This is a genomic window from Psychrobacter sp. 1Y6 (genome assembly GCF_052258385.2).
GTDB lineage: Bacteria > Pseudomonadota > Gammaproteobacteria > Pseudomonadales > Moraxellaceae > Psychrobacter.
Genome location: NZ_JBQQEW020000001.1, coordinates 2,910,232 through 2,933,561 on the forward strand (window position 1 = coordinate 2,910,232; position 23,330 = coordinate 2,933,561).

25 protein-coding genes are annotated in these 23,330 nt (G+C 43.6%); 12 read left to right on the forward strand and 13 right to left on the reverse strand.

The features are described from left to right. Positions 1–477 (forward strand): c-type cytochrome, encoded by a 477-nt coding sequence (locus tag ACTXGF_RS25830; protein WP_134292367.1) that lies wholly within the window; start codon positions 1–3, stop codon positions 475–477. 131 nt (positions 478–608) lie between these two features. Here the strand turns inward: ACTXGF_RS25830 and ACTXGF_RS25835 are convergent, their stop codons facing one another. From ACTXGF_RS25835 to ACTXGF_RS25845, 3 genes are all read right to left on the reverse strand, one after another. Further along, positions 609–1,586 carry a mechanosensitive ion channel family protein gene (locus ACTXGF_RS25835; protein WP_443533376.1) on the reverse strand — a complete coding sequence of 326 codons (978 nt, stop codon included), beginning with the start codon at positions 1,584–1,586 and terminating at the stop codon, positions 609–611. Between the two features lie 72 nt (positions 1,587–1,658). After that, entirely contained in the window at positions 1,659–2,222 is a 564-nt protein-coding gene (gene gloA, locus ACTXGF_RS25840) for a lactoylglutathione lyase (protein WP_443533374.1), read from the reverse strand. A gap of 186 nt (positions 2,223–2,408) precedes the next feature. Beyond that, the gene (locus ACTXGF_RS25845; RefSeq protein ID WP_057758161.1) at positions 2,409–3,047 is read right to left on the reverse strand and encodes a carbonic anhydrase; all 639 of its coding nucleotides are present in this window, start codon (positions 3,045–3,047) and stop codon (positions 2,409–2,411) included. A 390-nt stretch (positions 3,048–3,437) separates the two neighbouring features. On the opposite strand from ACTXGF_RS25845, the gene potA reads away from it, so the two are divergent. The 4 genes from potA (at position 3,438) to ACTXGF_RS25865 (ending at position 7,369) form a co-directional block, all read left to right on the forward strand. Next, the gene (gene potA / locus ACTXGF_RS25850) at positions 3,438–4,679 is read left to right on the forward strand and encodes a spermidine/putrescine ABC transporter ATP-binding protein PotA (protein WP_443533372.1); all 1,242 of its coding nucleotides are present in this window, start codon (positions 3,438–3,440) and stop codon (positions 4,677–4,679) included. Beyond that, complete coding sequence (potB, locus tag ACTXGF_RS25855; RefSeq protein ID WP_443533371.1) at positions 4,679–5,557, forward strand: spermidine/putrescine ABC transporter permease PotB; 879 nt, start codon at positions 4,679–4,681, stop codon at positions 5,555–5,557. Before potA ends, potB begins: the two co-directional genes overlap by 1 nt. Further along, positions 5,557–6,363, forward strand: coding sequence for a spermidine/putrescine ABC transporter permease PotC (potC, locus tag ACTXGF_RS25860; RefSeq protein WP_404693102.1), 807 nt, complete (start codon positions 5,557–5,559; stop codon positions 6,361–6,363). The genes potB and potC overlap by 1 nt, the downstream gene beginning before the upstream one ends. A 115-nt stretch (positions 6,364–6,478) precedes the next feature. Next, positions 6,479–7,369 carry a LysR family transcriptional regulator gene (locus ACTXGF_RS25865; RefSeq protein WP_443533368.1) on the forward strand — a complete coding sequence of 297 codons (891 nt, stop codon included), beginning with the start codon at positions 6,479–6,481 and terminating at the stop codon, positions 7,367–7,369. A 288-nt stretch (positions 7,370–7,657) separates the two neighbouring features. Here ACTXGF_RS25865 and ACTXGF_RS25870 read toward each other — a convergent pair whose 3' ends face one another. The 5 genes from ACTXGF_RS25870 to ACTXGF_RS25890 all read right to left on the reverse strand — a co-directional run bounded on the left by ACTXGF_RS25870 (position 7,658) and on the right by ACTXGF_RS25890 (position 11,427). Then, entirely contained in the window at positions 7,658–7,996 is a 339-nt protein-coding gene (locus ACTXGF_RS25870; RefSeq protein WP_443533366.1) for a hypothetical protein, read from the reverse strand. Positions 7,997–8,687: 691 nt separating this feature from the next. Further along, on the reverse strand, positions 8,688–9,059 hold the full coding sequence (gene crcB, locus ACTXGF_RS25875) for a fluoride efflux transporter CrcB (protein WP_102078044.1): 372 nt from the start codon (positions 9,057–9,059) through the stop codon (positions 8,688–8,690). A 44-nt stretch (positions 9,060–9,103) separates the two neighbouring features. Further along, positions 9,104–10,162 (reverse strand): tRNA (adenosine(37)-N6)-threonylcarbamoyltransferase complex transferase subunit TsaD, encoded by a 1,059-nt coding sequence (tsaD, locus tag ACTXGF_RS25880; RefSeq protein WP_443533364.1) that lies wholly within the window; start codon positions 10,160–10,162, stop codon positions 9,104–9,106. Positions 10,163–10,399: 237 nt separating this feature from the next. Next, complete coding sequence (locus ACTXGF_RS25885) at positions 10,400–10,930, reverse strand: c-type cytochrome (RefSeq protein WP_443533362.1); 531 nt, start codon at positions 10,928–10,930, stop codon at positions 10,400–10,402. 125 nt (positions 10,931–11,055) lie between these two features. Further along, positions 11,056–11,427 (reverse strand): hypothetical protein, encoded by a 372-nt coding sequence (locus tag ACTXGF_RS25890; RefSeq protein ID WP_443533360.1) that lies wholly within the window; start codon positions 11,425–11,427, stop codon positions 11,056–11,058. Positions 11,428–12,065: 638 nt separating this feature from the next. On the opposite strand from ACTXGF_RS25890, the gene rpsU reads away from it, so the two are divergent. Both rpsU and ACTXGF_RS25900 read left to right on the forward strand, forming a co-directional pair. Beyond that, positions 12,066–12,281 (forward strand): 30S ribosomal protein S21, encoded by a 216-nt coding sequence (gene rpsU / locus ACTXGF_RS25895; protein ID WP_010195908.1) that lies wholly within the window; start codon positions 12,066–12,068, stop codon positions 12,279–12,281. Between the two features lie 203 nt (positions 12,282–12,484). Beyond that, positions 12,485–12,934, forward strand: coding sequence for a GatB/YqeY domain-containing protein (locus ACTXGF_RS25900; RefSeq protein WP_102094673.1), 450 nt, complete (start codon positions 12,485–12,487; stop codon positions 12,932–12,934). Positions 12,935–12,976: 42 nt separating this feature from the next. On the opposite strand, the gene ACTXGF_RS25905 is transcribed toward ACTXGF_RS25900, so the two are convergent. Next, entirely contained in the window at positions 12,977–14,548 is a 1,572-nt protein-coding gene (locus tag ACTXGF_RS25905; RefSeq protein WP_443533358.1) for a M48 family metalloprotease, read from the reverse strand. A 547-nt stretch (positions 14,549–15,095) separates the two neighbouring features. Here ACTXGF_RS25905 and ACTXGF_RS25910 point away from each other — a divergent pair. The 4 genes from ACTXGF_RS25910 to thiS all read left to right on the forward strand — a co-directional run bounded on the left by ACTXGF_RS25910 (position 15,096) and on the right by thiS (position 17,387). Next, positions 15,096–15,551, forward strand: a complete 456-nt coding sequence (locus tag ACTXGF_RS25910) for a sulfurtransferase TusA family protein (protein WP_443533356.1) — start codon at positions 15,096–15,098, stop codon at positions 15,549–15,551. 240 nt (positions 15,552–15,791) lie between these two features. Then, complete coding sequence (rpoH, locus tag ACTXGF_RS25915) at positions 15,792–16,655, forward strand: RNA polymerase sigma factor RpoH (RefSeq protein ID WP_197099889.1); 864 nt, start codon at positions 15,792–15,794, stop codon at positions 16,653–16,655. Positions 16,656–16,679: 24 nt separating this feature from the next. Further along, positions 16,680–17,054 (forward strand): DUF423 domain-containing protein, encoded by a 375-nt coding sequence (locus ACTXGF_RS25920; protein ID WP_443533354.1) that lies wholly within the window; start codon positions 16,680–16,682, stop codon positions 17,052–17,054. A gap of 132 nt (positions 17,055–17,186) precedes the next feature. Then, positions 17,187–17,387, forward strand: coding sequence for a sulfur carrier protein ThiS (thiS, locus tag ACTXGF_RS25925; RefSeq protein ID WP_057758131.1), 201 nt, complete (start codon positions 17,187–17,189; stop codon positions 17,385–17,387). A 208-nt stretch (positions 17,388–17,595) separates the two neighbouring features. Here the strand turns inward: thiS and hpf are convergent, their stop codons facing one another. Next, the gene (hpf, locus tag ACTXGF_RS25930) at positions 17,596–17,976 is read right to left on the reverse strand and encodes a ribosome hibernation-promoting factor, HPF/YfiA family (protein WP_443533352.1); all 381 of its coding nucleotides are present in this window, start codon (positions 17,974–17,976) and stop codon (positions 17,596–17,598) included. A gap of 359 nt (positions 17,977–18,335) precedes the next feature. Then, the gene (gene rpoN, locus ACTXGF_RS25935; RefSeq protein ID WP_443533350.1) at positions 18,336–19,994 is read right to left on the reverse strand and encodes an RNA polymerase factor sigma-54; all 1,659 of its coding nucleotides are present in this window, start codon (positions 19,992–19,994) and stop codon (positions 18,336–18,338) included. A gap of 287 nt (positions 19,995–20,281) precedes the next feature. Here rpoN and ACTXGF_RS25940 point away from each other — a divergent pair, with 287 nt between their 5' ends. Beyond that, on the forward strand, positions 20,282–21,151 hold the full coding sequence (locus ACTXGF_RS25940; protein ID WP_443533348.1) for a nitrilase-related carbon-nitrogen hydrolase: 870 nt from the start codon (positions 20,282–20,284) through the stop codon (positions 21,149–21,151). Between the two features lie 33 nt (positions 21,152–21,184). Here ACTXGF_RS25940 and ACTXGF_RS25945 read toward each other — a convergent pair whose 3' ends face one another. Together ACTXGF_RS25945 and dapF are read right to left on the reverse strand one after the other, a co-directional pair. After that, complete coding sequence (locus tag ACTXGF_RS25945; protein ID WP_443533346.1) at positions 21,185–22,207, reverse strand: tyrosine recombinase XerC; 1,023 nt, start codon at positions 22,205–22,207, stop codon at positions 21,185–21,187. A 46-nt stretch (positions 22,208–22,253) separates the two neighbouring features. Further along, positions 22,254–23,141 carry a diaminopimelate epimerase gene (gene dapF, locus ACTXGF_RS25950; RefSeq protein WP_057758121.1) on the reverse strand — a complete coding sequence of 296 codons (888 nt, stop codon included), beginning with the start codon at positions 23,139–23,141 and terminating at the stop codon, positions 22,254–22,256. Between the last annotated feature and the right edge of the window lie 189 nt (positions 23,142–23,330).

The window sequence follows — 23,330 nt, forward strand, 5'->3', positions numbered from 1 at the left end:
ATGGCACAGGTTCATACCAACAAATCTTTCAAGTCTCTGTTTAGCATTACCTTGATGGCGGCTGCACTGGGTCTAACAGCCTGTAGCACTTCAACAGGATCTAACCCTGACGTGCAAGCGCGTCAAGACACCATGAAAAACTGGGGCGATGCAATGGGCGTCATGGGTGATATGGCAAAAGCACCTGACACATTTGATGCCGATGTATTTAAAGAGCAAGCGGCGTTCTTGGCAGAAGATGCCGCCAAGCCTTGGAGTCATTTTGAAGATCCAGAAGCGGTAGGTAATGCTACCGAAGCGGTTTGGTCTAATGCTGATGGCTTCAGTGCTGAAGCGGAAAACTTTCAAAAAGTCACTGCTGAGCTAAACGCCGCCGCTCAAAACGCTACTAGCATGGACGATGTTAAACCTGCCTTTGGACAAGTTGGTGCAAGCTGTAAATCATGCCATACCGACTTTAGAGCAAAAGACGAATAAATCTTCGTATTTATAGCAAGTAGATACGTATAAAAAAACCGCCATATCAGTTGATGTGGCGGTTTTTTTAGTTTTCTAAGTATTATTAGATATCACATTTTTGACACTAATTAAATATTTCACCGAGCGCGCTACTCGGCCACTGTTTTATTCACATCCACAATGTCTTGCTGCTCGTTCATTTTATTAACGATTGCACTTACTGAAGGATCACTCAAATCAATCGTACGTATTGGGAAGGGAATATTTACGCCCGCTGCATCCAATGAGTTTTTGATACCTACAATTACTTGATGAATCGAGGCAACCTTATTAGCTTGCGTACCATCTTCGATAAACCAACGTACCATTAGATCAATGGACGAACCGCCGAAGCCAGTAGCAATAACACTTGGTGTTGCTTTCTTCGAGACGCTTTCTATCTTATCTAATGCTTTTATAATCTCAGTTTTGGCCGCTTCGATGTCATCTTCATAACCGATACCAACTGCGACTTGCAGACGGCGTTGCTTATAAGCGGTATTGACGGTTAACGCCGAAGTATAAAGATCTGAGTTTGGAATCACCACTTGCCTGCCATCATAAGTTCTGATGGTGGTTGCACGGATTTTGATATCTTCGACCGTTCCTTCATAGTCGCCTGAGACAATCTGATCACCGATACGAAACGGCTCTGAAATTAGCAGCAAGATACCAGAAAGCAAGTTTTGGAAAATATCTTTGAAAGCAAAACCGATAGCAACGGAACCAATACCGAGCGCGCCAATTAGCTTAGCAGGGGTGAACCCTGGCACTGCAATAACCATCGCTATCATAAAACCAATAAAGAAAATAAGCGCCCCACCTACCCGCTGAAACACCTTGACCAAGTTCTGATGCCGACTACGACTGCCTAATAATTTGTGAACGATTTTTTTGAAGACAATCGATAAAAACCAAAAAATTAGGATAACGATAATTGATGCGACAAAATATGGGATGCGTTCAACAAAGCCAACCCATATCTCATTTGCCGAACCAAGGATGCTTTGATAAGTCAATCCATCCGTCGTCGTAGCCTGCGCGGCTGTCTCAGCACTCAGTGTCGTTTCTGCCTCAGAGGTAGGCATCTGGGTGATACTCCTTTATTCTATTTATTTCTATTAACGCACTTATCTTAATAGGTGCTGTCGTTCTGATACTTAGCTCATCAAATCGGCCTGAACGATTTCGATCCAGTAGCCATCTAAATCTTTGATAAAGGCAATGTTTTTCATGCTGCCGTCTTCTGGACGCTTTTTGAATTCGACATTGTTTTTATCAAACCAAGCAACCGCTTCATCCAAGCTTGGAACGCTAAAACAAATATGACCAAAACCTTGCGGATCTTGATTGCCGTCATGATAGCTAAAATCAGCCTTGGTTTCGGTGCCGTAGTTATGCGTCAACTCCAAAATACCACGCTGACGGAAAGCAAAGATTTCTAGATCATCGCCAGTTGGCAGGTTTTCGCGCTCGCTCTCGGTCAACTTAGCCAAGAAATATAAATCGAATCCCATGTCAGGAAACTTCTTAACGGCAAGCAAGGTCATACCCAAAACGCCAGTATAAAACTCAAGCGATTTCACTGGGTCTTTGACACGCAGCATGGTGTGGTTAAAAGTAAAACCGGTCGTCTTTGATGAAATTGGCTGAACACCATCCGTGCTAACGCTGCTAGCAGGCTGGTCTATTGCGTCGTTATTGTTGTTAGATGAAGTAGACATAATTATCCTAATATAATTCAAAAAATAAATGCATAAACACGCAAATCACGATTGTCATGATTTGTGTCGTTCTCTTATCATAATAAAAAACGGCGAAATAACTGATAGGGTTTTGTAAGAATATGAACAAGGTATGTTCGTCTTTATCCCCTAACTCGCTAGTTATCTGAATTTATCCAAGACTAACTAGCTATCTAAAAAACGCACTTTTCCTGTCTCTAAGTCATACTCAGCGCCGACTACCAATAGCTGACCACTATTGGTTAAGTCCTCTAATGCACGTGAGCCATGCTTAAGCTGACTGACTGACATACGTACATTCGCGCGGATAGAGCGATCGACCAGCTCGTCTGCATCGACGTCTTGACCATTGGCAGTTGCTAGTTCGTGCAAGTTATAAACGCTTGGGCGAATACGATCAACGATAGATTGCAAGTTAGGTGAATAGTTCTGCTCAGGGTTAATTAATGTCTCAACGCAAGCCGTGACAGCGCCACATTTTGAATGTCCAAGTACCACGACCAATTGCGTGCCAAAGGCTTCAGCTGCAAACTCGATTGAACCAATCTGTGATGGTGCAACCACGTTACCCGCGACTCGTATAACAAACAAATCTCCCAAACCTTGATCAAAAACAATCTCAACTGGTACTCGTGCATCGGAGCAACCCAAAATAATGGCCAATGGATTTTGATCCTTGACCAACTCTGGACGGCGCTGCATATACTCATCGGTACTGGTGAGGCTATCAACGTAGCGTGCATTACCTGCTTTTAAAAGCTCAAGCGCTTCTTGACCTGTGGTTGGACGTATATCGGTAGGCATGAGAGATCCTTTATCATCAATAATATTAGAGTTATAAGCTGTTTTGCATACATGTATTCAAGCACAGATTGGCTAATTATCACCAAACTATCAGGCTAATCATGTTTGTCAGCCATAACGTGATTGTATAGCAATAAAAACCAAAAAACGGTAAAAAAATTTGTCTAAATATCGCTAGGTAAATGTAGTCATATCTAAAAATACAGCTGTACATATCGCTGCTACGACAGTATGACTCGCGTAACTTATAACGAACTTGCACTGACTTATATCAAGGGTTTGTTATAATACGCAGCATTCAGGCAGCAATCCGAACATGCTTACGCTCATGCCAATCCTTATAATGACAGCCAGCTGCATATAGCTATTGGACGCTTAGGAACAGATATTATGACCGATTTATCTCCAAACACGCATAACACCTCTGCGTTACCTCATGATGGTCAGGTACTGCTGCAACTGACTGGTCTAAAAAAAACCTATGATCAAACCGAAGTTCTAAAAGACATCAACCTTGATATCAAACACGGTGAGTTTTTGACATTACTTGGCCCATCAGGCTGTGGTAAGACGACATTACTACGCTTGATTGCAGGCTTTGAACAGCCAAACGCTGGGGCGATATATTTGGATGGCGTACAGATGGCAGGCTTGTCCGCTGATAAACGTCCGGTCAATACCGTATTTCAGCAGTATGCATTGTTTCCTCATATGAGCGTGGCCCAAAACGTAGCATATGGCCTAAAGCTAAAAAAAGTCTCAAAAGATGAAATCCAAAGACGTGTTAGCGAGATGCTAGCGATGGTACAGCTAGAGCATTTAGCCAACCGCAAGCCACAAGATTTGTCTGGTGGTCAGCAGCAGCGAGTTGCGATTGCACGCGCGGTGATTAACCGCCCTAAACTGCTATTGCTCGATGAGCCATTATCCGCGCTCGATCATAAACTGCGCCTGCAAATGCAGTCTGAGTTGAAGCGTCTACAACGTGAGCTGGGCATTACCTTTGTCTTCGTGACTCATGACCAAGAAGAAGCGCTGTCGATGTCAGACCGTATTGCCGTGATGAAAGACGGCACGTTCCAACAAATCGGTACGCCTATCGAAATTTATGAAACCCCTGCCAATCTGTTTACTGCAAAATTCATCGGTGAGACGAATTTGTTTAGAGCTGAAGTCAAAGGTGTCCATCCAGACCAGCCAGATCGCGATGGCAAAGTGAACAACGGACGCATCGAGGTCGAAGTCTGTGAAGCGCAGGTGCAAGAAGGACCAACCACCTTACGCAATTTACGTCGTCCCAATTTTGCCAATGACGTGCAAGTGGGCGATATCGTTAATTTACTACTTCGTCCTGAAGACCTACGAATATATGATCCAAAAGACAACGAGCATAGCGGACTGTTAGGCCGTGTCATCGAGAGTAACTATAAAGGTAGCACCTTAGATTCGATTATCGAACTGGCAAATGGTCATATCATTAAGGCCTCTGAGTTTTTTGATGAGGATGATCCAAGCTTTGATTACAAACTAAACGAGGGCGTTAAAGTCTCATGGGTAGATGGCTGGGAATGGGTATTGCCAGAAGACTCTGAAGCTATGCCAGACACGACTGTACAAAAGGATGGTAGCTGATGGCTCGCAACCACTTAGGCAGTAAAAGTCCATTTCGTACTGCCACGCTTTGGCTAATCTGGGGTTGGCTACTGATATTTGCACTATTACCAAATATCCTAGTCATCGCTGTCAGTTTTTTAACCCGTGATAGTAGCGCCTTTATTAGCTTACCTGTTAGCATCGACAGCTATGTACGTATGATTGATCCGTTATATTTTGAGGTGTTTGTCCACTCATTATGGATGGCAGGTATCACAACGGTTATCTGCCTATTGCTTGGCTACCCTTTTGCATGGTTAGTTTCTAAGGCGAAAGTGCGTTGGCAACCGCTGCTAATGATGTTACTGATACTGCCATTTTGGACCAACTCTTTGGTACGGACGTATGCGTTAAAACTACTGTTTGCTAACAATGGTTTGATTAACAAATTGCTATTGGTAATTGGCGTAATCGACACCCCTATCGATATTTTATATACCCAAGGTGCGGTGATTGCAGGTTTAACCTACTTGTTATTTCCATTTATGGTACTGCCGCTATATGCCGTATTTACTGACTTACGCAATGATATGCTACTGGCCTCGCAAGATTTGGGCGCAAATAAAACACAGACCTTTTGGCATGTGGTACTGCCATTAACGACACCTGGTATTATCTCTGGTGTACTGCTCGTGCTATTGCCTGCGATGGGTATGTTTTATGTGGCAGATATATTAGGTGGTTCTCGTAATTTATTGGTCGGTAATATCATCAAAAACCAATTTTTGGATGCGCGTGACTGGCCCTTTGGCGCAGCAGCTAGCGTTTTATTGACACTAGCGATGGCGGTATTATTACTTGCCTACCGTGCCAGTAGCCGCCGCATTGGCAAGACTGACTTTAACGAGGTGGCCTAATGTCTTATAGCTCACCGAACAAAAAAACTCGTCCGCTCAAGATTGGTAGTATCGCTGCTAAAGGCTATCTCGGACTGATTTATGCCTTGTTGTACCTGCCCATCATTGTCTTGGTGGTGATGTCCTTTAACAAATCAAAAATTGGCTACAACTGGGGCGGCTTTAGCTTAAAGTGGTACGAATCGCTATTTAACAACCAAGCGATGCTAGATGCATTTTGGCACTCTATTGTATTAGGATTGGTGGCAGCCACTGTCTCGACTTTGATAGGCACGCTTACAGCGCTGGCGTTACACCGTTATAATTTTCGCGGTAAAGGCTTGCTAAACGGTCTGCTGTTTGTCCTAATGATGTCGCCTGAGATTGTACTCGCTATTTCATTGCTAGCACTGTTTTTATTAATTGGTTTGCAATTGGGTTTTGTCTCATTGCTATTGGCACACATTACTTTTTGCCTACCTTTTGTTGTGATTACTGTCTTTGCACGTTTGAGTAGTTTAGATGAGCGCTTGATGGAAGCGGCACGCGACTTGGGGGCTAACGAATCAACCATGGTGCGCACCGTATTGATCCCAGTTATCTTGCCAGCGGTTATGGCAGGTTGGTTGCTAGCTTTCACTTTATCGCTAGATGATGTGGTGGTGTCGACCTTTGTCACGGGACCTAGCTATGAGATTTTACCGCTGCGCATTTATTCTATGGTGCGTGTAGGACTCAAGCCAGAAGTCAACGCCATTGGTACGTTATTGCTAGTTGCTTCACTAGTATTGGTGGTTATCTCACAGTTATTATTACGCAAGCGCTAGATGTTGATTGCTAACTAATTGCTTATTAGCTACTTATTAATAACGGACTATGAGTGAAAGTCAGCGCTATATTGACTATAATGAATTTTTCTCACCTTAGCGGTTAGGTTATATTATGCTTGAGCTACGTCATCTTAATACATTAACCGCGCTACGAGCGTATGGTTCACTTGCAGCAGCGGCCGATGAACTACACGTTACCGCCTCTGCCGTTTCACATCAACTGAAAGAGCTTGAGAACTATTACGACATTAGCTTGGTCAATCGTCGGACGCGCCCGCTTAGTTTTACGCCAGCAGGCAAAGCAGTATTGGCATTGGCAGACAGTATCTTGCCGCAAGTTACCCGTACCAAATCCAACCTTAAACGCTTAGCACATGGTCAAGCAGGTAGATTACGCCTAGCATCAGAGTGCCACAGCTGCTTTGATTGGCTGATGCCGATACTTAACCACTATCGCCGTGAGTGGTCAGATGTTGAGCTAGACTTTGCCACAGGGTTTGAGCCTGAGCCGCATCATCTACTTATGGAAGGTGATATTGATCTGCTTATCACTACCAGTGATTTACCGCTCGACGGTATCAGCTATCAGCCATTGTTTGAGTATGAAAGCCGTTTGGTACTTTCACCAACGCATGATTTAGCTGCTCAGAAATTTATTGACCCTGATGATTTGGTTAATGAGACATTGATTGCCTATCCCGTAGAAGCCAAACGCCTCGATATCATTGCTAATTTTATGACGCCAGCACAAGTAAGCTTTAAGAGTGTTCGTACGACAGAGCTGACCGCGATGCTGATTCAGTTGGTTGCTAGTGAGCGCGGCGTGGCAGCATTGCCTGATTGGGTGGTTGCTGAATACGAGAGAAAAGGCTGGGTCGTCTCGCGGCCACTAGGAAAGGGTGTGCATTGTCAGCTGTACGCCGCAACGCGTATCTCAAGTAAAGATACGGCGTATATGCAGGGATTTGCGAGCTTATTGGAAGGGATAGTGAAGCCGTTATAGTTTCATTACTAATCACTTTTTTATAGTGATGAAATATTATTCACCTTTTCATATCGTAATGAATGTTATGGTAAATAATGGTTCCCTAGTGAGGACTTGAAACTTGGGCTGTAGCCCAAGTGATTTCAATAGGTATAGGTTTATATATTGAATCAGTATACATCTGAGTGTACTTGATGAGCTTAGCTTGATGATTACTAAGATTCACCGCTAACTGCTTAGTGCCCTTTGCTATCAAATTCGTAGAAACAAACTTGGAGAATTACCATCTTAAAATAGTCTGATTAATTAAAAGAAGAAGAATACTCCCGTTCTTTTTTCATAAGCAACTTGGAACAAATCATTGAGATTTCTAAGTAGTATATTTCTTGGATTTTTACCAAGATAATACTCCATAAAATCTTCTAAGTTTTTTAGCTTATCCTCTAATATTTCTTCGGATTCGTAGTCATCGATCATCAATCCTAATTTATCATTTAGTTCAATGAAAAATCCTATATCATATAATTCATCAAATTCCTTCTCATTCAAATTATATTCAATTAAATCACTATCTGTACATTTATCATAATCTAGTCTTTGCTCCGCCTCTTTTGAGGTTGGTACGACTATTAATCTGCCCTTCATAGCATTCACTCTCTATTTGCTAACGTTTTACCGCGACATCTGTTATCGGAACAGTCGAGGAGTTTTGTATTCTCCATTTTAGACGGTAAAAAGGTAGTGATTTAACGTCATTATGGAAGCATGTTCGGTGCGCTATACAGGCATCGAACTCTAAGCTGCTTTCTCATTACTGTAGTAGGTCACTTGGCATCTAATTTAAATAACATTTATGCAGAGTTTGGATGCTCTTTGGAGGTAATATTACTTAAAAGTCTAAACGTCATTTGTTCATAGATATCCTCTGAAAAGCTATCAGAAGATATGAACTCAATTTCTGTTATGTAAAACTCTAATTTATACTTATGTTTGATTCTAATCAACGCCCTTTCTACTTGACTGAGGATCATGTCTGAATTGACATTGCAATTAATAATCTTACTTTCTAAGTCTCTAAATATAGTTTTACTTTTTCTATCGCTAAGCTTTATTGATAGATAATTATTTTTATTCCCTGTCATATTAACTAAAACATACCTATCATTTTTTCTGAAATTCCTCATCAATGTACTCAATTTTAAAATTTATATACGTATTTGAAGGTGTTTAACTGTTTCAGTTAAGGTATACCCCAACGGAACCAGCTAATTCACTCTCCAAACGTATTAATAGACTACTTAAAACAGACTCTTAAACAATTAATATCTATCAACGCCTACAAAACTAGCTTAAAGAAATAAAAGCCAAGCGCGGTTGCCAGTAACGTTAGCCCAACATGCAAACCGATGAGCGCTAAGCCTGCCAGCAGCCGCCCGTCATGGATAAAGCCAAATACCTCTGCACTAAACGTACTAAAGGTAGTTAACCCACCCAAAAATCCGGTAATCACAAACACGCGCACGTGATCGGACAAGTTGCTACCCATACGCTCAAACCACACTAGCGCCAACCCTATCAGCAGTCCGCCTAAGATATTGGCGCTCAGGGTACCGAGTGGCACCCAACCGTGCAAAGCATTGAAACGCGATAACCAAGCTCGCAGACAAGCACCGAATGCTGCGCCCAAACCAATAGCAAGCCACTGCATAGACTGTCCTTAATTCATATAAACGTGTTGGACCAAATGCTCATTTATACGGCTGGCAATTCTGTCATTGGCCAGCGCGGAATACAGCTAACGGCCAAATCATCAAACTGTCCTGCTTGCAAGCGCTCAAAACCTGCATAGGCAATCATCGCGCCATTGTCCGTACATAGCGCAGGCGGTGCATAATGAACCGTCGCATCTATCTTGGCCAGCTCTGCCTCTAGCATCTCGCGCAGATGCGTATTGGCACTGACGCCACCTGCAATTACTAAGCGGCTCATATCTGCTTGCTTAAGTGCTTTGACACATTTTTTCACTAGCGTGTCGACCACTGCATGCTGAAAACTGGCGGCAATATCAGCACGAACCTGCGGATCGCTGTCAGCGCCATTACCCGACCCTCCCGAACATGGTGTATCTTTAATCAGATTATGTACGGCCGTTTTCATGCCACTAAACGAAAAGTCTAGACCCCGATGTAGCATTGGTCTTGGTAGTGCGTAAGCGTCAGGATTACCAGTTTCTGCCAGTTTGGCAATATTAGGGCCGCCAGGATAAGGCAGGCCTAGCATCTTAGCCGCTTTATCAAAGCACTCACCCGCCGCATCGTCTATCGACTCACCCAATATCTCATACTGCCCTACGCCATGAGCAGCAATCAGTAGCGTGTGCCCACCAGATACTAGTAGCGAGACAAAAGGAAACGCCGGAGGGTTTGCACCCATAAGCGGTGCCAAAAGATGCCCTTCCATATGATGAATACCAATCGCTGGAATATCCAAACCATATGCCAAGCTACGACCAAATAGTGCGCCTGTCATCAATGCACCAATAAGACCAGGCCCTTTGGTATAAGCAATCGCATCAATGTCGCTTTTTTTCATATCGCACTGTTCTAGCAGCTCATTCAATAACGGCACGAGCTTACGAATATGATCGCGACTGGCAAGCTCAGGTACAACGCCGCCATACAGGGCGTGCAGCTCAATCTGAGAATACAGTACTTGCCCGACCAAACCTTGGTTGTCGCTATTTATTTGCTCACTATCAAAAATCGCTAGCCCCGTCTCATCACAAGAGGTTTCTAAGCCCAATACTTTCATACTTTTGCCTTTATACTTTCGTTTTCGTGCTATTTTTGTCGCACTTTTATCTTACATCATTCTGGGAAATTGGATAACGAATACAGCCAGTCACACACTATCTCAAATTCGCTTGATACAGCTGTATATTCTCAGACTGGCATGACAAAAAACGTGCATAAAAAAACCGTCATTGTCAGTCACAATGACGGCCAGTTTAGCAAATTTCAATAGCTGACATACTCTATATATACCGTATCAGCTTACCGACGCTAGCATATAATCAACCGCTGCTTTAACTTGTGCTTCGGTCACACCATTTACCGCTTGCGCTGGCATTTTATTAAAGCCTTTAGCCGAGTGCATATATAGCGTCTCTTTATCTTTGGTCAGACGAGCTGTCCAAGCCGCTGTATCACCATACTTTGGCGCATCGAGCAAACCTGCAGCATGACACACCTGACAGTTTGATTCATACAGTTTAGCCCCTGCATCTGCGGCCAACACTTCAGGCTCAGAATCAGTTTCAGGTGTTGCCACTGCGTCATCTACTATGTCAGCAGACTCTGTTGCTGCTTTTGGTTCTGTATCTGGCTCAGCCACAGACACAAGCGTCGTGCCTTCGGTTTCTGATACAGCTTTCTCTTCTATAGCGGTAGCTGGTTCATCGGCTATTGCAGACTCTTCCGTAGCTGTGTTATCACCGCTACAAGCACTCACAGCAAATACCACACTCATGCTGATCACAGACAATTTCAGCTTGTTCATATACGGTTGTATATCAATCATGGTTTTACCCTTACTTAGTCAGTCTGCAATCAATTAGTGATGCGTTATATAAGCTTAAAGTACTTACATCTACGACTAATGACTGTTTAATAGTCCATTGAGCTAATAGTCAAGTCAGCACGAAGTTACTCGGCAGTGGCTGCAGCTGTATCGTCAGTAGCCGCCATATCGGCGCTGTCAGTAGAAGCAGCGGCTGTATCCGTACTATCGGTAGCGGCTGCTTCTGCAGTATCAGCGTCAGCCGTTCCTGCTTCGGCAGTAGCTGTACCGTCAGCTTCTGTACCCGCAGCATCAGCCGCTGGCATCGGTGCTGTCTCTGGGAATTCCATTTCTTCAGCTGGTGGCGCATTTTTGATGGCAAGTTCAGCAGCTTCGTCAACGCGATCGATTGCCATTACTTCTTCATGCTCTTCGCCGCCACTACAAGCGCTCACGCTCACACCTAAAGTTACGATAAGTGCGGTGCTTAATGCCGTGTTAAATACTGTCTTTTTCATTCCAACATCCTCAATAAAATACACACAAAACGGTTCATAGGCTTACTAGGGTCTATTGAACTTTCAAATGTGGTGCTGGCAGTCACTATTTTTTAGACAATATGCAGTGAAATTGTTGAAGCCTAGACATTCTAGGTTAAATTATTTCGCCATATATTGGCAAAAAAGAGTACTGCCCTGAAAGGCTGATGCTAAAATTACCCCAACCGTTGTTGAAAACCTAGCTAAGGTCTCGACATTATCGTCGGTTTTCGCCTAGTTTGGTGTAACTTTAGCCATCAGCAGCCCTAATATTTGAATGTTCAATAGACCCTATAATATGGGAATTATCATAGCATAAACTCCAATCAAACCGTTATAGACGGTAGGGATTTTTTATTGATAAAGCGTTGTATATATGTCGAACTCATAGTTTGAGAGCCAAATTCAAATAGCTATCTAATTGAATGCCTTATCAGCAATAAATGCTTAAAATCATTGACTTTGTTGGTATTTTTTATTAAAATACCTGCCCTTACGCTAATGCGTGAGAATTGTCCTAGTTTGAGCTGATGCCTGTAATCTTGAGATATTACGGCTAAATACTAATACACAGCCAAACTAATGCCCTTATATCTCATCCTAATCGAGGAGTCTTCATGCCTGCAGTTAAGGTTAAAGAAAACGAACCAGTTGATATCGCTATCCGTCGTTTCAAACGTGCTTGTGAAAAAGCTGGTGTATTATCAGACGTACGTAAGCGTGAGTTTTATGAAAAACCAACGCAAGTACGTAAGCGTAAAAAAGCTGCTGCCGTAAAGCGTTATAAGAAGAAGTTACAACGCGAAACTATTCGTACCACTCGTATGTACTAATCAGTAATCTGATTAGTTAAGTACAAGCGCTACACTAACGCCACTGTTATCAATCGATATCAGTGGCGTTTTTTATGCTACAATTTTTGTTATTACTGCTGACATAATTTTTTATTAAAACCACTATCAGCAGGTTTGGTTCTAAAAATTTAACAAACAACCTCTAACGAATAGCATTTAACAGATCGATAAGGATAATAGCAGTGAGCCAACTTAAACAGACGTTATCAGACAATATCAAAGTTTCAATGAAAGCTCGTGAGCTTGAGCGCGTCAAAGTACTGCGCAATGTACAGTCAGTAGTGAAACAAATTGAGATTGATCGTCAAACAGAACTTGATGATGCGCAAGTATTAGAAGTTTTGCAAAAGCAGCTAAAGCAGCGTCAAGAATCATTAACTATCTTTACAGAAAATGGCCGTGATGACTTGGCCACCAAAGAGCAGTTTGAGATTGACATCATCAACGAGTTTATGCCGCAGCAAATGAATCAAGACGAGATCATGGCATTGGTAAATGCTGAAATCGCTGAGCAAGGTGCTACGTCTATGCGCGATATGGGCAGCGTCATGGGTGTTTTAAAGAATAAAACAGCTGGCCGTGCTGATCCTGCTTTGATTTCTAAAATGGTCAAAGAAGCGCTACAAGGCTAGCACTTGCTATTGATTGGCAGGCTAATCTGTACAAATAACCGTCTAAGGCTTAAAGTCTTGGGCGGTTTTTATTGCTTTGAGTTCTGCATTAATATTGGCCAATAACGGACGCGCACTATTGGCTTGATCCGTGGTTTGCAGGTTTTCCGTCAACTGTTTGGCTTGTGTCAAAGAGGTCAGCGCACTCTCATAGCGTCCATTCCATAGCTGATCATAACTACGATAGCGCAATGCATTAATCGTCGCGATATTGGCTAACTGTGGTGAGGTGGTGGTCTTAGCAAGTTTTTCATTGGCAAGTTGCAAGCTTTGCCATGCATAACGATCGCTTGGCTGCTGTTCTGTTAGTGGCTTCAACAGCGCTTGAGCTTTTATCGGTTGATTACTGTTAGTCAGCGCTTCGGCTAGATAAAGGCGTAAGTCACGGCGCTCAGGATATAGGCGCTGCTGGCTTTCTAAGACATCTACGGTTTGTTGCCATTTGCCTTGTTCACTCAATAACTGACTGTGGGTAATCGACAATAGAGGCTCTAAATTTTGACGCTGCGTGCTTGATAACGCATTTATCTCAGCTAATACCTTATTAGCATCTGTAAAGCGTTGCTGCTCTCCATACCAATGCATTAGCGCAAGTTTGGCTCCGAGACTGTTTTTGGCGGCCGTTGTCAGCGTGACTTCAGAGGCATGTTTACCAGTCACTTGCACACGCCAATACAGTAAATCAAACAGTGCTTGATGGCGCTGCTGCTGGCTCAATGAGAGCGCTGGATACTTCTGGGCGCGACTCTGTGACTCGCTCAACCTCTCGTTACTCAGAGGGTGTGAGCGTACAAAGCTTGGTAAGAATTGATTCTCAACTTGGTTCAACTGACTCTGTTGATTCATCGTAGCAAAGAACCGTGGCATCGCCCGAGGATCATAACCCGCTTGGGTCATAATCTGCATTCCTACTCGGTCAGCCTCACGTTCGTTACTACGGCTAAAGGCCATGCTGCTATTCATAGAGGCTGTCTGACTGCCCATCATCACAGCCGCAGCGGCATCACCATCGACAGCTGAGGCAGCAATCGCAGCTAGCATACCGCCTAGCTGCATCAGCAAGGCTTTTTTACGTTCGTCAGCGCCGCTTTCGTAGTGTCGTTGACTGATATGTGCGACTTCATGCGCGACGACGCTCGCCAGCTCATCCATGCTACTAGCTGACAGTATCGTCCCAGTATTGATACCTATTATGCCGCCAGGTGCTGCAAAAGCATTGATACTGGGGTTATCAATAATAACGACGCCAAGTGGTGCTTGCTGACGGGCTTGGGCATTGAGACGCCACGTCATGTCTTTTATCGTTTCTTGTACCCAAGGGTCATGTTCCATTCTGACGCGGCCATTGATATTCTGTAATGACCACTCGCCAAGCATTTTATTCTGATATTGCTCAGAAAAGCTCAAGCCTTGCCCGCGCAGATTTGGTAGCTCTAGCGTTTGCGGATCTGTGACTTGCCATGAGTTATGAGAAAATGGCAGCGTTTGACTCTCTTGACTATGTGCACCATTAGCCGTGGCTAGTAGCATTATTGACAGTCCTACCTTGATACTATTTAACACAGCTACACTCATAAAATGACCTTTACCTTTTCGCCTAAATAACATAAGTGGCAAACCTACGGAGCTTTTGGCTACTAAAGAGCTGTTGCTGTCAGGTCGCTTCGTTCTATCAGCCTGGTACAAGTGCATATCCTATAAGATAATTAACGACGTCTTTTCGACTATACGAGCTTGTTTATCCAAGGTCAATTCTACAATGAACTTAACTACCAATAACTTAGCCACCCGTCACGATTGCGCAACATGGCTGTGTAATTATTCATTGGGATATTATTTATGCAGTAAGTCTCAATCGTATAACTATTAATCGAGCAACTGCTAATCGTGCAACTCTTGGTTATATGATTCTAGTGAACCGAATACAGCGTTGATTATATTCAACTGCAACTATACATTGTCTATTTGGTATAATGAGCAACAATGATAGTAGGTTTAGATGACTGTGATGGCTGTTATAAAGACCTCGTAATTTATGATTGATAGATTATGTTCGTACTCAACATCAAAGCCTATTGCTAATAAAACAAATTAAAATATAGATATCTACAAGGTTTAAGTTATGCCCGCTGCTAGTGAATTAGTCATCAAACGTGTGTCGCACTTTATGCAGTTATCAGCGAATTTGACTGATGCACAGCAGAACGACATTGCGAGTTTACTAGAGCTGCTACCGACTGAAAGTCATAGCTCAGATAATGTAGCTATAGAGCAATCTGAACTAAATATAAAAAGCTTCGTTGATGGACGCGGTCTTGCATGTCCGATGCCATTATTAAAAACTAAGGTCGCATTACGTGACGTAACAGTTGGCGAATCACTGTATGTGGTTGCAACCGACCCTAACTCGCAAGCTGATATCACAGCGTTTTGTCGACAAAGTAAGCAATCACAATCGGCAGATTATTTGAAGTTAGTGGTCAATGAAGTTACTGACCATTCGTCAGTTGATGGCACATCATTACAGCGTTTCGCTACAATATATCACTTCATCATTACCAAAACTGATAGCAACTAAGCGCTGCTATCCTTTACAATTAAATCATAAAGATTTTTATCTGACTATTTGCTTAACTATTTAACCAAGGTCAAGAATATGGCTAATACTTCTACTGATGCTGTAAATACAAATAAAAAAGATGGCTCAGCTCCTATAAAAAATGATGCACGCGATGCTGCATTAAAGGCCGCTGCTCAGCGACCACCCTATGACGCGAGTGCATTGGGCAATACCAGTACGCGCGACTTAGTACCAGCTATGCCAACTCACCTGTCAGCGCCAGGGGTCAACTTGGGTGCGTATATCAATACTGTCCATCAAATCCCAATCCTAACGCCGGTACAAGAGCAAGAGTTGGCGCATCGCTATTATGATGAAGGTGATGTTGAAGCCGCTCGACTACTGGTGATGTCGCATCTACGTTTTGTAATTCATATCGCACGTAGCTACTCGGGTTACGGATTGCCGCAAGCAGATTTAATCCAAGAAGGTAACTTAGGATTGATGAAAGCGGTCAAACGTTTTGACCCGAATAAAGGCGTACGTTTGGTATCCTTTGCTGTGCATTGGATCAAAGCTGAAATTCATGAGTTTGTGATTCGCAACTGGCGTATTGTGAAAGTTGCGACCACCAAAGCTCATCGTAAGCTGTTCTTTAACTTGCGTAGCCTTAAGAAGACTAACAATCAGCTGACACTAGAAGAAGCGGATGCTATTGCTAATGACTTGAATGTCACACGCAAGCAAGTGTTAGAGATGGAATCACGTCTAACCTCTTATGATGCTTCGTTTGAAGCGCAGTCAAGCGACGATGATGATGGTCGCTATGCCCCTCAGCTATTTTTGGAAGATGGTATCGATCCAGCTGAACAGTTAGAAGAAGCGGATTGGGAAGAAAACAACTCATCAGCACTCATCGCTGCGATGGGTACCTTAGATGATCGTTCGCGTGATATCGTCGAGCAGCGTTGGTTATCTGAGCAAAAATCCACCTTGCATGAGTTAGCAGCCGTTTACTCTATCTCAGCCGAACGCGTCCGTCAGATTGAGAAAAATGCTATGGACAAAATCCGTGATGCGATGACCATTGATAGTGTGATTCTGCCAGATGATATCCAATAGCCCTAAGATGATATGAATTGTTCAATGTTAAATTGGATTGGTATTGCAGCAATTAATATGGCTATTGCTGTTGCTTTGGGCGCATTTGGTGCGCATGGTCTAGAAGGTCGTGTCAGCATCCAACAGCTTGAATGGTGGCATACGGCAACGCTATATTTATTTGTACATGCGCTGGGATTATTGCTTGTCGGTATGCTAATTCGTTTGAAATATATTACTCAGACGACCGCTTGGTTACTACAAATTGGCATTATCATTTTTGCTGGTAGTCTGTATGCCATGACGCTTGGTGCGCCGCGCTGGTTTGGTGCGATTACGCCTATTGGCGGCGTTCTTATGATTGCAGGTTGGCTATGGTTGGCCGTTTCCGCCTTTCGATTAAAAGATTCAGTTAACTGAGCTTTTTAATAGAATAGTTATTGTTATTTTCAGCTCTTTGCATCAGCTGCAACGAACTATCAGTAATAAAGCAAAAGACACGCAGTGAATAGCAGATAAACAGGAATTTTAATTTAGTAGGGAGTATTTAATATGAGCACCATTAGTGTCAATGGTAAAAGCTTGCAAACCACTCATCAGACTGTACAACTGGTTATCAATGAGCTTGGTCTTAGCCAAGGTCGTTATGCTGTAGAAGTAGACGGCGAGCTGATGCCAAAGAGCGAGCTTGCTCAACTACGTATCGTAGAAGGAATGAATATCGAAGTAGTACAAGCCGTCGGCGGTGGTTGATAATGTTTAGACAGATAAGCTTGAGCTGACAGCTAGTTCATTTTCGTTCTAAGTTTACTAATGATAAAAAAGACCTCAACGTATTACACGTTAGAGGTCTTTTTTTACGTCAATTACAAACTAGTGCAGTAGCTACTTATAAATTTTTTATTCTCTTAGTCTACTTTCACTAACTTGTAACGATAGTGTTCAAATTTTTAAACTCGAACTATGCTGCTGGTACTGCTTCTGCAGGGGTTATATCCTGATAGCGACTATCGCGTCCTGCACCCTGAGTCTTTTTGCGCTCTTGACGGGTTTTGTACTTACGTACTTGTCTATCTAGCTTGTCTGCCATCTCGTTAATGGCTTTATACATATCATCTTCATACGCTTGGACAAACATTTCTTGACCCGAGACACGCATAATTGCTTCAGCTTTATGGCTCTTTTTACCGCCATCGCTAGCACCGCTATTGTCTAACGATAAAATCACTTGAATACTTTGTATCTGATCAAAGTGACGCTCTACTTTTTCAAGCTTCTCGCGTACTGCTGTGTCCATAGCTTCGGTAACGCTGATATGATGACCACTGATAGAAACATTCATATTGTTGTCCTTTTATTTGTAACTTCCAATCAACAGATGAGGTAGCATTCTTGCTCTTATCATCCTGCCTTACCACTAACTACACCAAAGCCTCTAGTAATGTGTCGACGTATCCTTTTATCGTCTCCTTTATTAGTTGTAAATAAATACTATAAATCGGCACTTGGGTTTCGTTGTTGGTATGACTCTAATTTGTCATGAAAATCGCCCAGTAGCAAGCCGTTAAATTGTAATTAAGTGTAACAATACCTATTATTTCTACTTGGTTTCTATATAATCAAAAAATTTTATTTTTTATATCTGTATTGCACTATACAGACAGGTAGCCATTAAGCTTATAGAAAGATGAGCTTAGATAATTAGTATTTCTGTTTGCGCTGAGTAGACGAGCCAATATTCATTGCTTCACGATATTTGGCGACGGTTCTTCTGGCTATATCGATACCATCTGCTAACAGCTCATCTTTGATACGACTGTCTGATAAGGGTTTTTTGGGATCTTCGTCAGCGATGAGCTTTTTAATCATGGCACTGATAGCGGTCGATGAGATATCTCCATCAGCACTACTTACGTGAGAGGAGAAGAAGTGTTTCAAAGAAAACAACCCTTGCGGCGTCAAGATAGTTTTACTGGTGGTAAGGCGTGAGACTGTCGACTCATGCAAGTCAACTTCTTCAGCAATTGCCTTTAATATCAGAGGTTGCATGGCGGTTGCACCACGCTGCAGGAACTCTTGTTGATAGCGTACAATGCTGGTTGCTACTTTGAGTAGGTTTTGATTGCGCTCTTCGATACTACGAATAAACAATCGAGCATCGGTAAGGTTTTCGCGCAGATATTGATTGTCAGGACTGTCATCGCCACGCTTGACCAAGTTGGCATATTCTTGGTTTACGCGTAGTTTTGGTAAGGTGTCTGGATTGAGGCGTACATACCAGCCATCTTCTTCTGCTTCAGAGTTACTTGTCGCCTTATTATTCCTAACAGGTGTGACCAGCACATCTGGAATATCGTAGCTCTCAGGCGACTGGGCATAGTCAGGCTGGCTAGACTGGAACAGCAGCCCTGGCGAAGCGTTTAAGGTACGTAGTAGCGTAAGCGCAGGTGTGATGTATTCTGGTGCAAGCCCTGTGCGTTCTGTCAGTGCTTTAATATTATTACTGACTAAATGCTCGCTCGCTGATAATAGCGCTTGGGCTTCTTGTAGGTATTCGGTGCGGGCATCTAGTTTAGATAGCTGAATCGATAAGCACTCGCTTAAATGACGCGCCCCCACGCCAACTGGATCACAGGACTGGATGATACGTAATACAGTTAAGACCTCTTCTTTTTCAACGCGCTCATCCCATTGATAGAAACTTGCCATCGTATCAAAGCTCTGCAGCAGCTCATCTATATCAATTCGAATAAAGCCCATATCGTCCATGGAGTCTATTAAATATTCTGCAATCAGCGTATCGGCCTCTGATAAACGCTTAAAGTTCAGCTGCCAGCGCACATGATCTTGAATGGTGGACGATGTACCGCCTTGGTAACTATCAAAATCTTCATCACCCCTACTATTGCCAGAGCCTGTTGCGGTAGAGGCATAGTTACCCGTGTCAAAGCTACCTATATCAAAGCTATCGGCATCAGAACTGCTATAGCTATCTACATCTATTGCACTATCATCGATATTAGGCTGTTGTAATTTATCCAAACTATCACTGAAGCTATCACTACTATCGCCACTGTACTCTGTACCGCTAGTAGGTACTGAGTCGAATGAGTCACTGCTACTTTGATTCCAGCTATCAAGCGTCAACGGCTCGCTCCACTCCTCTATTTCATCGTCACCACTGTCGTATTCGTCATCGTTTTCGATACGTTCAAGTAATGGATTACTATCTAGTTTTGCCTGAACCTCTTGTGCGAGCTCAAGACTAGAGAGCTGCAGCAATTTTATGGCTTGCTGCATTTGCGGGGTTAGCTTTTGTGAGTTGCTCAGCGTGGTCGCCAATCCGAACGACATACTCATGGGCGGCTTATTGCACTCCGATCTTAGTGATATTGTGTTTATTCTGTCAGTAAAGGTAACGACATAAATCTTATCAGGACATGACGATAGCATTTTTTGCCACAATTTTGCTATGATAATTTATGTTTTGTCCGGATACGTTTGGTTTGCTATCGATAGCAGACTACCATCTTGGCAAGGATGAGCAATCCATAAATACGAGCAGTCTGCTCATTACCGCGAAAATATTATAATAAATAAATTACGGTAAATGACCAATACAGCTCACACCCAATAGGAATATTGTCATGAATTCAAGTAACCATCAACTTAACGTCGCTGCTATTCAAATGAACAGTCAGCAGAATGTTGAGGATAATCTAGCAGATATCAAAGCCGCTATCACAGACGCACAAGCTCAAGGTGCTGAGCTTGTTGTATTGCCTGAGAACTGCTGTAGTATGGGACAGCAATCTGCTACTGCTGAGCGTTTTGACGACTTATCAGCGACGATAGCAGACTACGCCCGCACCGCTGGTATCCATGTATTAGCAGGCTCGTTACCCTGCCATTATCGCCCTGATGGTACTGTCGTTCCTGATGGTAGATTGCGCCAAGTGAGCCAGCTGTTTGCACCAGATGGCACCCGCGTCGCACGCTACGACAAGATTCATCTGTTTACCGCAACTGTGGCCGATAAGCATGGCAGCTATAACGAAGCGGCGACCTTTGAGCCGGGTACGCAGACCGTAATTGCGCCACTAGCAGTAGGCAATACAGTCTATCAACTCGGCATGATGGTATGTTTTGATTTGCGCTTCCCAGCATTGGCGCAGCGTCTGCGACAAGCAGGTGCTGAACTGTTGAGTGCACCTTCTGCCTTTACGTACTTGACTGGGCAAGCGCACTGGTCGCTGCTGTTACGAGCGCGTGCTCTAGACAGTCAATGTATGGTCATCGGCGCAGCGCAAGGTGGCGATCATCTTTACAAAGATGGTAGTACGCGCCAGACATGGGGACATGCAGCCATTACAGCGTTTGATAGTAGTGTTATCGCAAGCTATGACGATAGCGAACTGGATAAACAATATGCCATCGTCATGGCGTCATTAGACAAGCAAGCACAAGAGCAAGGCCGTCAGAAGCTGCCTATCTTTGATTGCCATCGTTTGGCGTAAATTGTGAAATTCAGTGGGTTTCATGCCTAATTGCTAAGGCAATTCTTCATTTTGAGCATGAGTTGCTCGTGGATGGGCGCGATCATAAACTTGCGTTAATTTTGCAAAATCAACGTGGGTATAAATTTGCGTGGTGCTAATATCACTATGCCCGAGCATCTCTTGTACGGCGCGCAAGTCGCCACTGCCTGACAGCATATGTGATGCAAAACAATGACGCAATAGATGGGGATACATGTTTTGGGCAATACCTGCGCGAGTAGCAGCAACTTTTAAGCGCTGCTGCACTGCCCGTGTTGATAATCTGGTCCCAAGCTTTTCACTGATGAATAGTGCGTTATCCATCTGCTCTACCCACAGGTTACGATGTGGTAGGTAGCGACTAATCGCTTCTGCGGCCTTTATCCCTAATGGTACTAGCCGTGTTTTATTTCCTTTACCTGTGACTCGTACCCGTAAGTCAGACAAGTCTACATCTGCCATATCGAGTGCAACCAACTCGCCAACACGCAAGCCACTACTATAGAGCAATTCGAACATAGCCTTGTCACGCAACCATAAGCGCGCTTGCTCTGGTGTATCAGGAATCTCTTGATCGAGTAGCTGAGTCAGTAAATCGACATCAGCGATAGAAGGCAGCGGTCTAGGACTACGCTTCAGCTGATAGCCAGTGGTTGGGTTGATACGTGCTAGCTCTTCTTCAATCATCCAACCATAAAAATGTCGAATCGCAGACAGCTCTTGCTGGACACTGGCAAGTGCCAACTTATCTTCATCAAGACGTTGACTGATATGCTGGGCAAGTTGCCGTTTATCACAGCGCGTCCACGTTAGACGCTTACCACGCAAAAATAACGCCAGTTGATTTAAACCAGCGAAATAGGCGGTCAGAGTATGCGGCGAATGGTTGCGCACAGACAATGTATTGAGCCAACGATGTACAGGTGCGAGTAGCTCTCGTAAGGCAGCGTCTGACTCTATATTGGCGGCCAGCTCAGTAGATAGCCAAGGTACTGAGCTCGCTGCCTGAGTGTCTTTTTTTGTAGACATAACCATATTAGAACCATCCTTGGCATTTATACGATTGGCCTAACAACAGTTATCAGCCTTCAGCATTGGGTTTAAGACCCGCTTGTGCCATCAGGCCATCTGGACTAAATACGCCTTCATAGACGAAAGCGGTCGGGCCCGTCATCGTAACTGAATAGCCTGGCTGCCATTTGATAATCATGCTGCCACCATATAGCTGCGCGCGGACTTCCTCACCCTCATCGAGCCAACCCTCACGTATACCAACGGCTACTGCTGCACACGCGCCCGTACCACAAGCTTGGGTCTCACCCACGCCGCGCTCGTACACACGTAGACGAATGTGGCGCTGATTCATCACTTGCATAAAGCCCACATTGACGCGGTCTGGAAAGGCAGGATGCGACTCGATTGCCTTGCCTAAAGTCTCAACCTCAGCATCAAGTACGTCATCGACTTTTATCACAGCGTGCGGGTTACCCATATTGGCAACGTACAGCTGTACAGGCGTACCATTTACATCAAGGTGATAGGTGTTTTGAATTTTAGTCGTCGCTCTTGGGCTAAACGGAATCTCATCTGGCTCAAATTTAGGCTTGCCCATATCGACATCTACCCAACCGTAACGATCAGTAGTCAGGGAAATAATGCCGCTGGCCGTCTCAACGCGTAGACGCTGCTTAAATGACAGTTTACGTGCCTGCACAAAACGTGCAAAACAACGCGCGCCATTGCCGCACTGTTCGACTTCGGTGCCATCAGTATTAAAGATACGATAACTGAAATCGACATCAGGGCGCATAGGTGGCTCAACCACGAGCAGCTGATCAAAACCAATACCTAGGTGACGATCGCCCAATAACTGCACCAAATCCTTGGTCAAATCTAAGCGCTGGGTCACTAAATCAATGACCATGAAATCATTACCCAACCCATGCATTTTAGTAAACTCTATTAGCATATCTTTGATGTCCTATCCTATTTTTATGTATGCCTTATATTAGCACGCTGTCAGATACAATCATAATTATCACCACTATCAAATACTAAGTTATATGTATATCTCACAACTGACCTACTTACTTAGCATTGGGCACAAAAAAACCCACTGTTATCGCCACAGTGGGTTCTCTTTAATCAACAAAGTATA

Bases quoted from the DNA above. Each gene is read 5' to 3' on its own strand.
- tsaD (WP_443533364.1), bottom strand. From the start codon at position 10,162: ATGAAAGTATTGGGCTTAGAAACCTCTTGTGATGAGACGGGGCTAGCG.
- potA (WP_443533372.1), top strand. From the start codon at position 3,438: ATGACCGATTTATCTCCAAACACGCATAACACCTCTGCGTTACCTCAT.
- ACTXGF_RS25920 (WP_443533354.1), top strand. From the start codon at position 16,680: ATGTTAAATTGGATTGGTATTGCAGCAATTAATATGGCTATTGCTGTT.
- potB (WP_443533371.1), top strand. From the start codon at position 4,679: ATGGCTCGCAACCACTTAGGCAGTAAAAGTCCATTTCGTACTGCCACG.
- ACTXGF_RS25835 (WP_443533376.1), bottom strand. From the start codon at position 1,586: ATGCCTACCTCTGAGGCAGAAACGACACTGAGTGCTGAGACAGCCGCG.
- ACTXGF_RS25830 (WP_134292367.1), top strand. From the start codon at position 1: ATGGCACAGGTTCATACCAACAAATCTTTCAAGTCTCTGTTTAGCATT.
- crcB (WP_102078044.1), bottom strand. From the start codon at position 9,059: ATGCAGTGGCTTGCTATTGGTTTGGGCGCAGCATTCGGTGCTTGTCTG.
- dapF (WP_057758121.1), bottom strand. From the start codon at position 23,141: ATGCTAATAGAGTTTACTAAAATGCATGGGTTGGGTAATGATTTCATG.
- ACTXGF_RS25845 (WP_057758161.1), bottom strand. From the start codon at position 3,047: ATGCCTACCGATATACGTCCAACCACAGGTCAAGAAGCGCTTGAGCTT.
- hpf (WP_443533352.1), bottom strand. From the start codon at position 17,976: ATGAATGTTTCTATCAGTGGTCATCATATCAGCGTTACCGAAGCTATG.
- ACTXGF_RS25870 (WP_443533366.1), bottom strand. From the start codon at position 7,996: ATGAAGGGCAGATTAATAGTCGTACCAACCTCAAAAGAGGCGGAGCAA.
- rpsU (WP_010195908.1), top strand. From the start codon at position 12,066: ATGCCTGCAGTTAAGGTTAAAGAAAACGAACCAGTTGATATCGCTATC.
- ACTXGF_RS25905 (WP_443533358.1), bottom strand. From the start codon at position 14,548: ATGAGTGTAGCTGTGTTAAATAGTATCAAGGTAGGACTGTCAATAATG.
- potC (WP_404693102.1), top strand. From the start codon at position 5,557: ATGTCTTATAGCTCACCGAACAAAAAAACTCGTCCGCTCAAGATTGGT.
- thiS (WP_057758131.1), top strand. From the start codon at position 17,187: ATGAGCACCATTAGTGTCAATGGTAAAAGCTTGCAAACCACTCATCAG.
- ACTXGF_RS25940 (WP_443533348.1), top strand. From the start codon at position 20,282: ATGAATTCAAGTAACCATCAACTTAACGTCGCTGCTATTCAAATGAAC.
- rpoN (WP_443533350.1), bottom strand. From the start codon at position 19,994: ATGAGTATGTCGTTCGGATTGGCGACCACGCTGAGCAACTCACAAAAG.
- rpoH (WP_197099889.1), top strand. From the start codon at position 15,792: ATGCCAACTCACCTGTCAGCGCCAGGGGTCAACTTGGGTGCGTATATC.
- ACTXGF_RS25865 (WP_443533368.1), top strand. From the start codon at position 6,479: ATGCTTGAGCTACGTCATCTTAATACATTAACCGCGCTACGAGCGTAT.
- ACTXGF_RS25885 (WP_443533362.1), bottom strand. From the start codon at position 10,930: ATGATTGATATACAACCGTATATGAACAAGCTGAAATTGTCTGTGATC.
- ACTXGF_RS25945 (WP_443533346.1), bottom strand. From the start codon at position 22,207: ATGGTTATGTCTACAAAAAAAGACACTCAGGCAGCGAGCTCAGTACCT.
- ACTXGF_RS25890 (WP_443533360.1), bottom strand. From the start codon at position 11,427: ATGAAAAAGACAGTATTTAACACGGCATTAAGCACCGCACTTATCGTA.
- gloA (WP_443533374.1), bottom strand. From the start codon at position 2,222: ATGTCTACTTCATCTAACAACAATAACGACGCAATAGACCAGCCTGCT.
- ACTXGF_RS25910 (WP_443533356.1), top strand. From the start codon at position 15,096: ATGCCCGCTGCTAGTGAATTAGTCATCAAACGTGTGTCGCACTTTATG.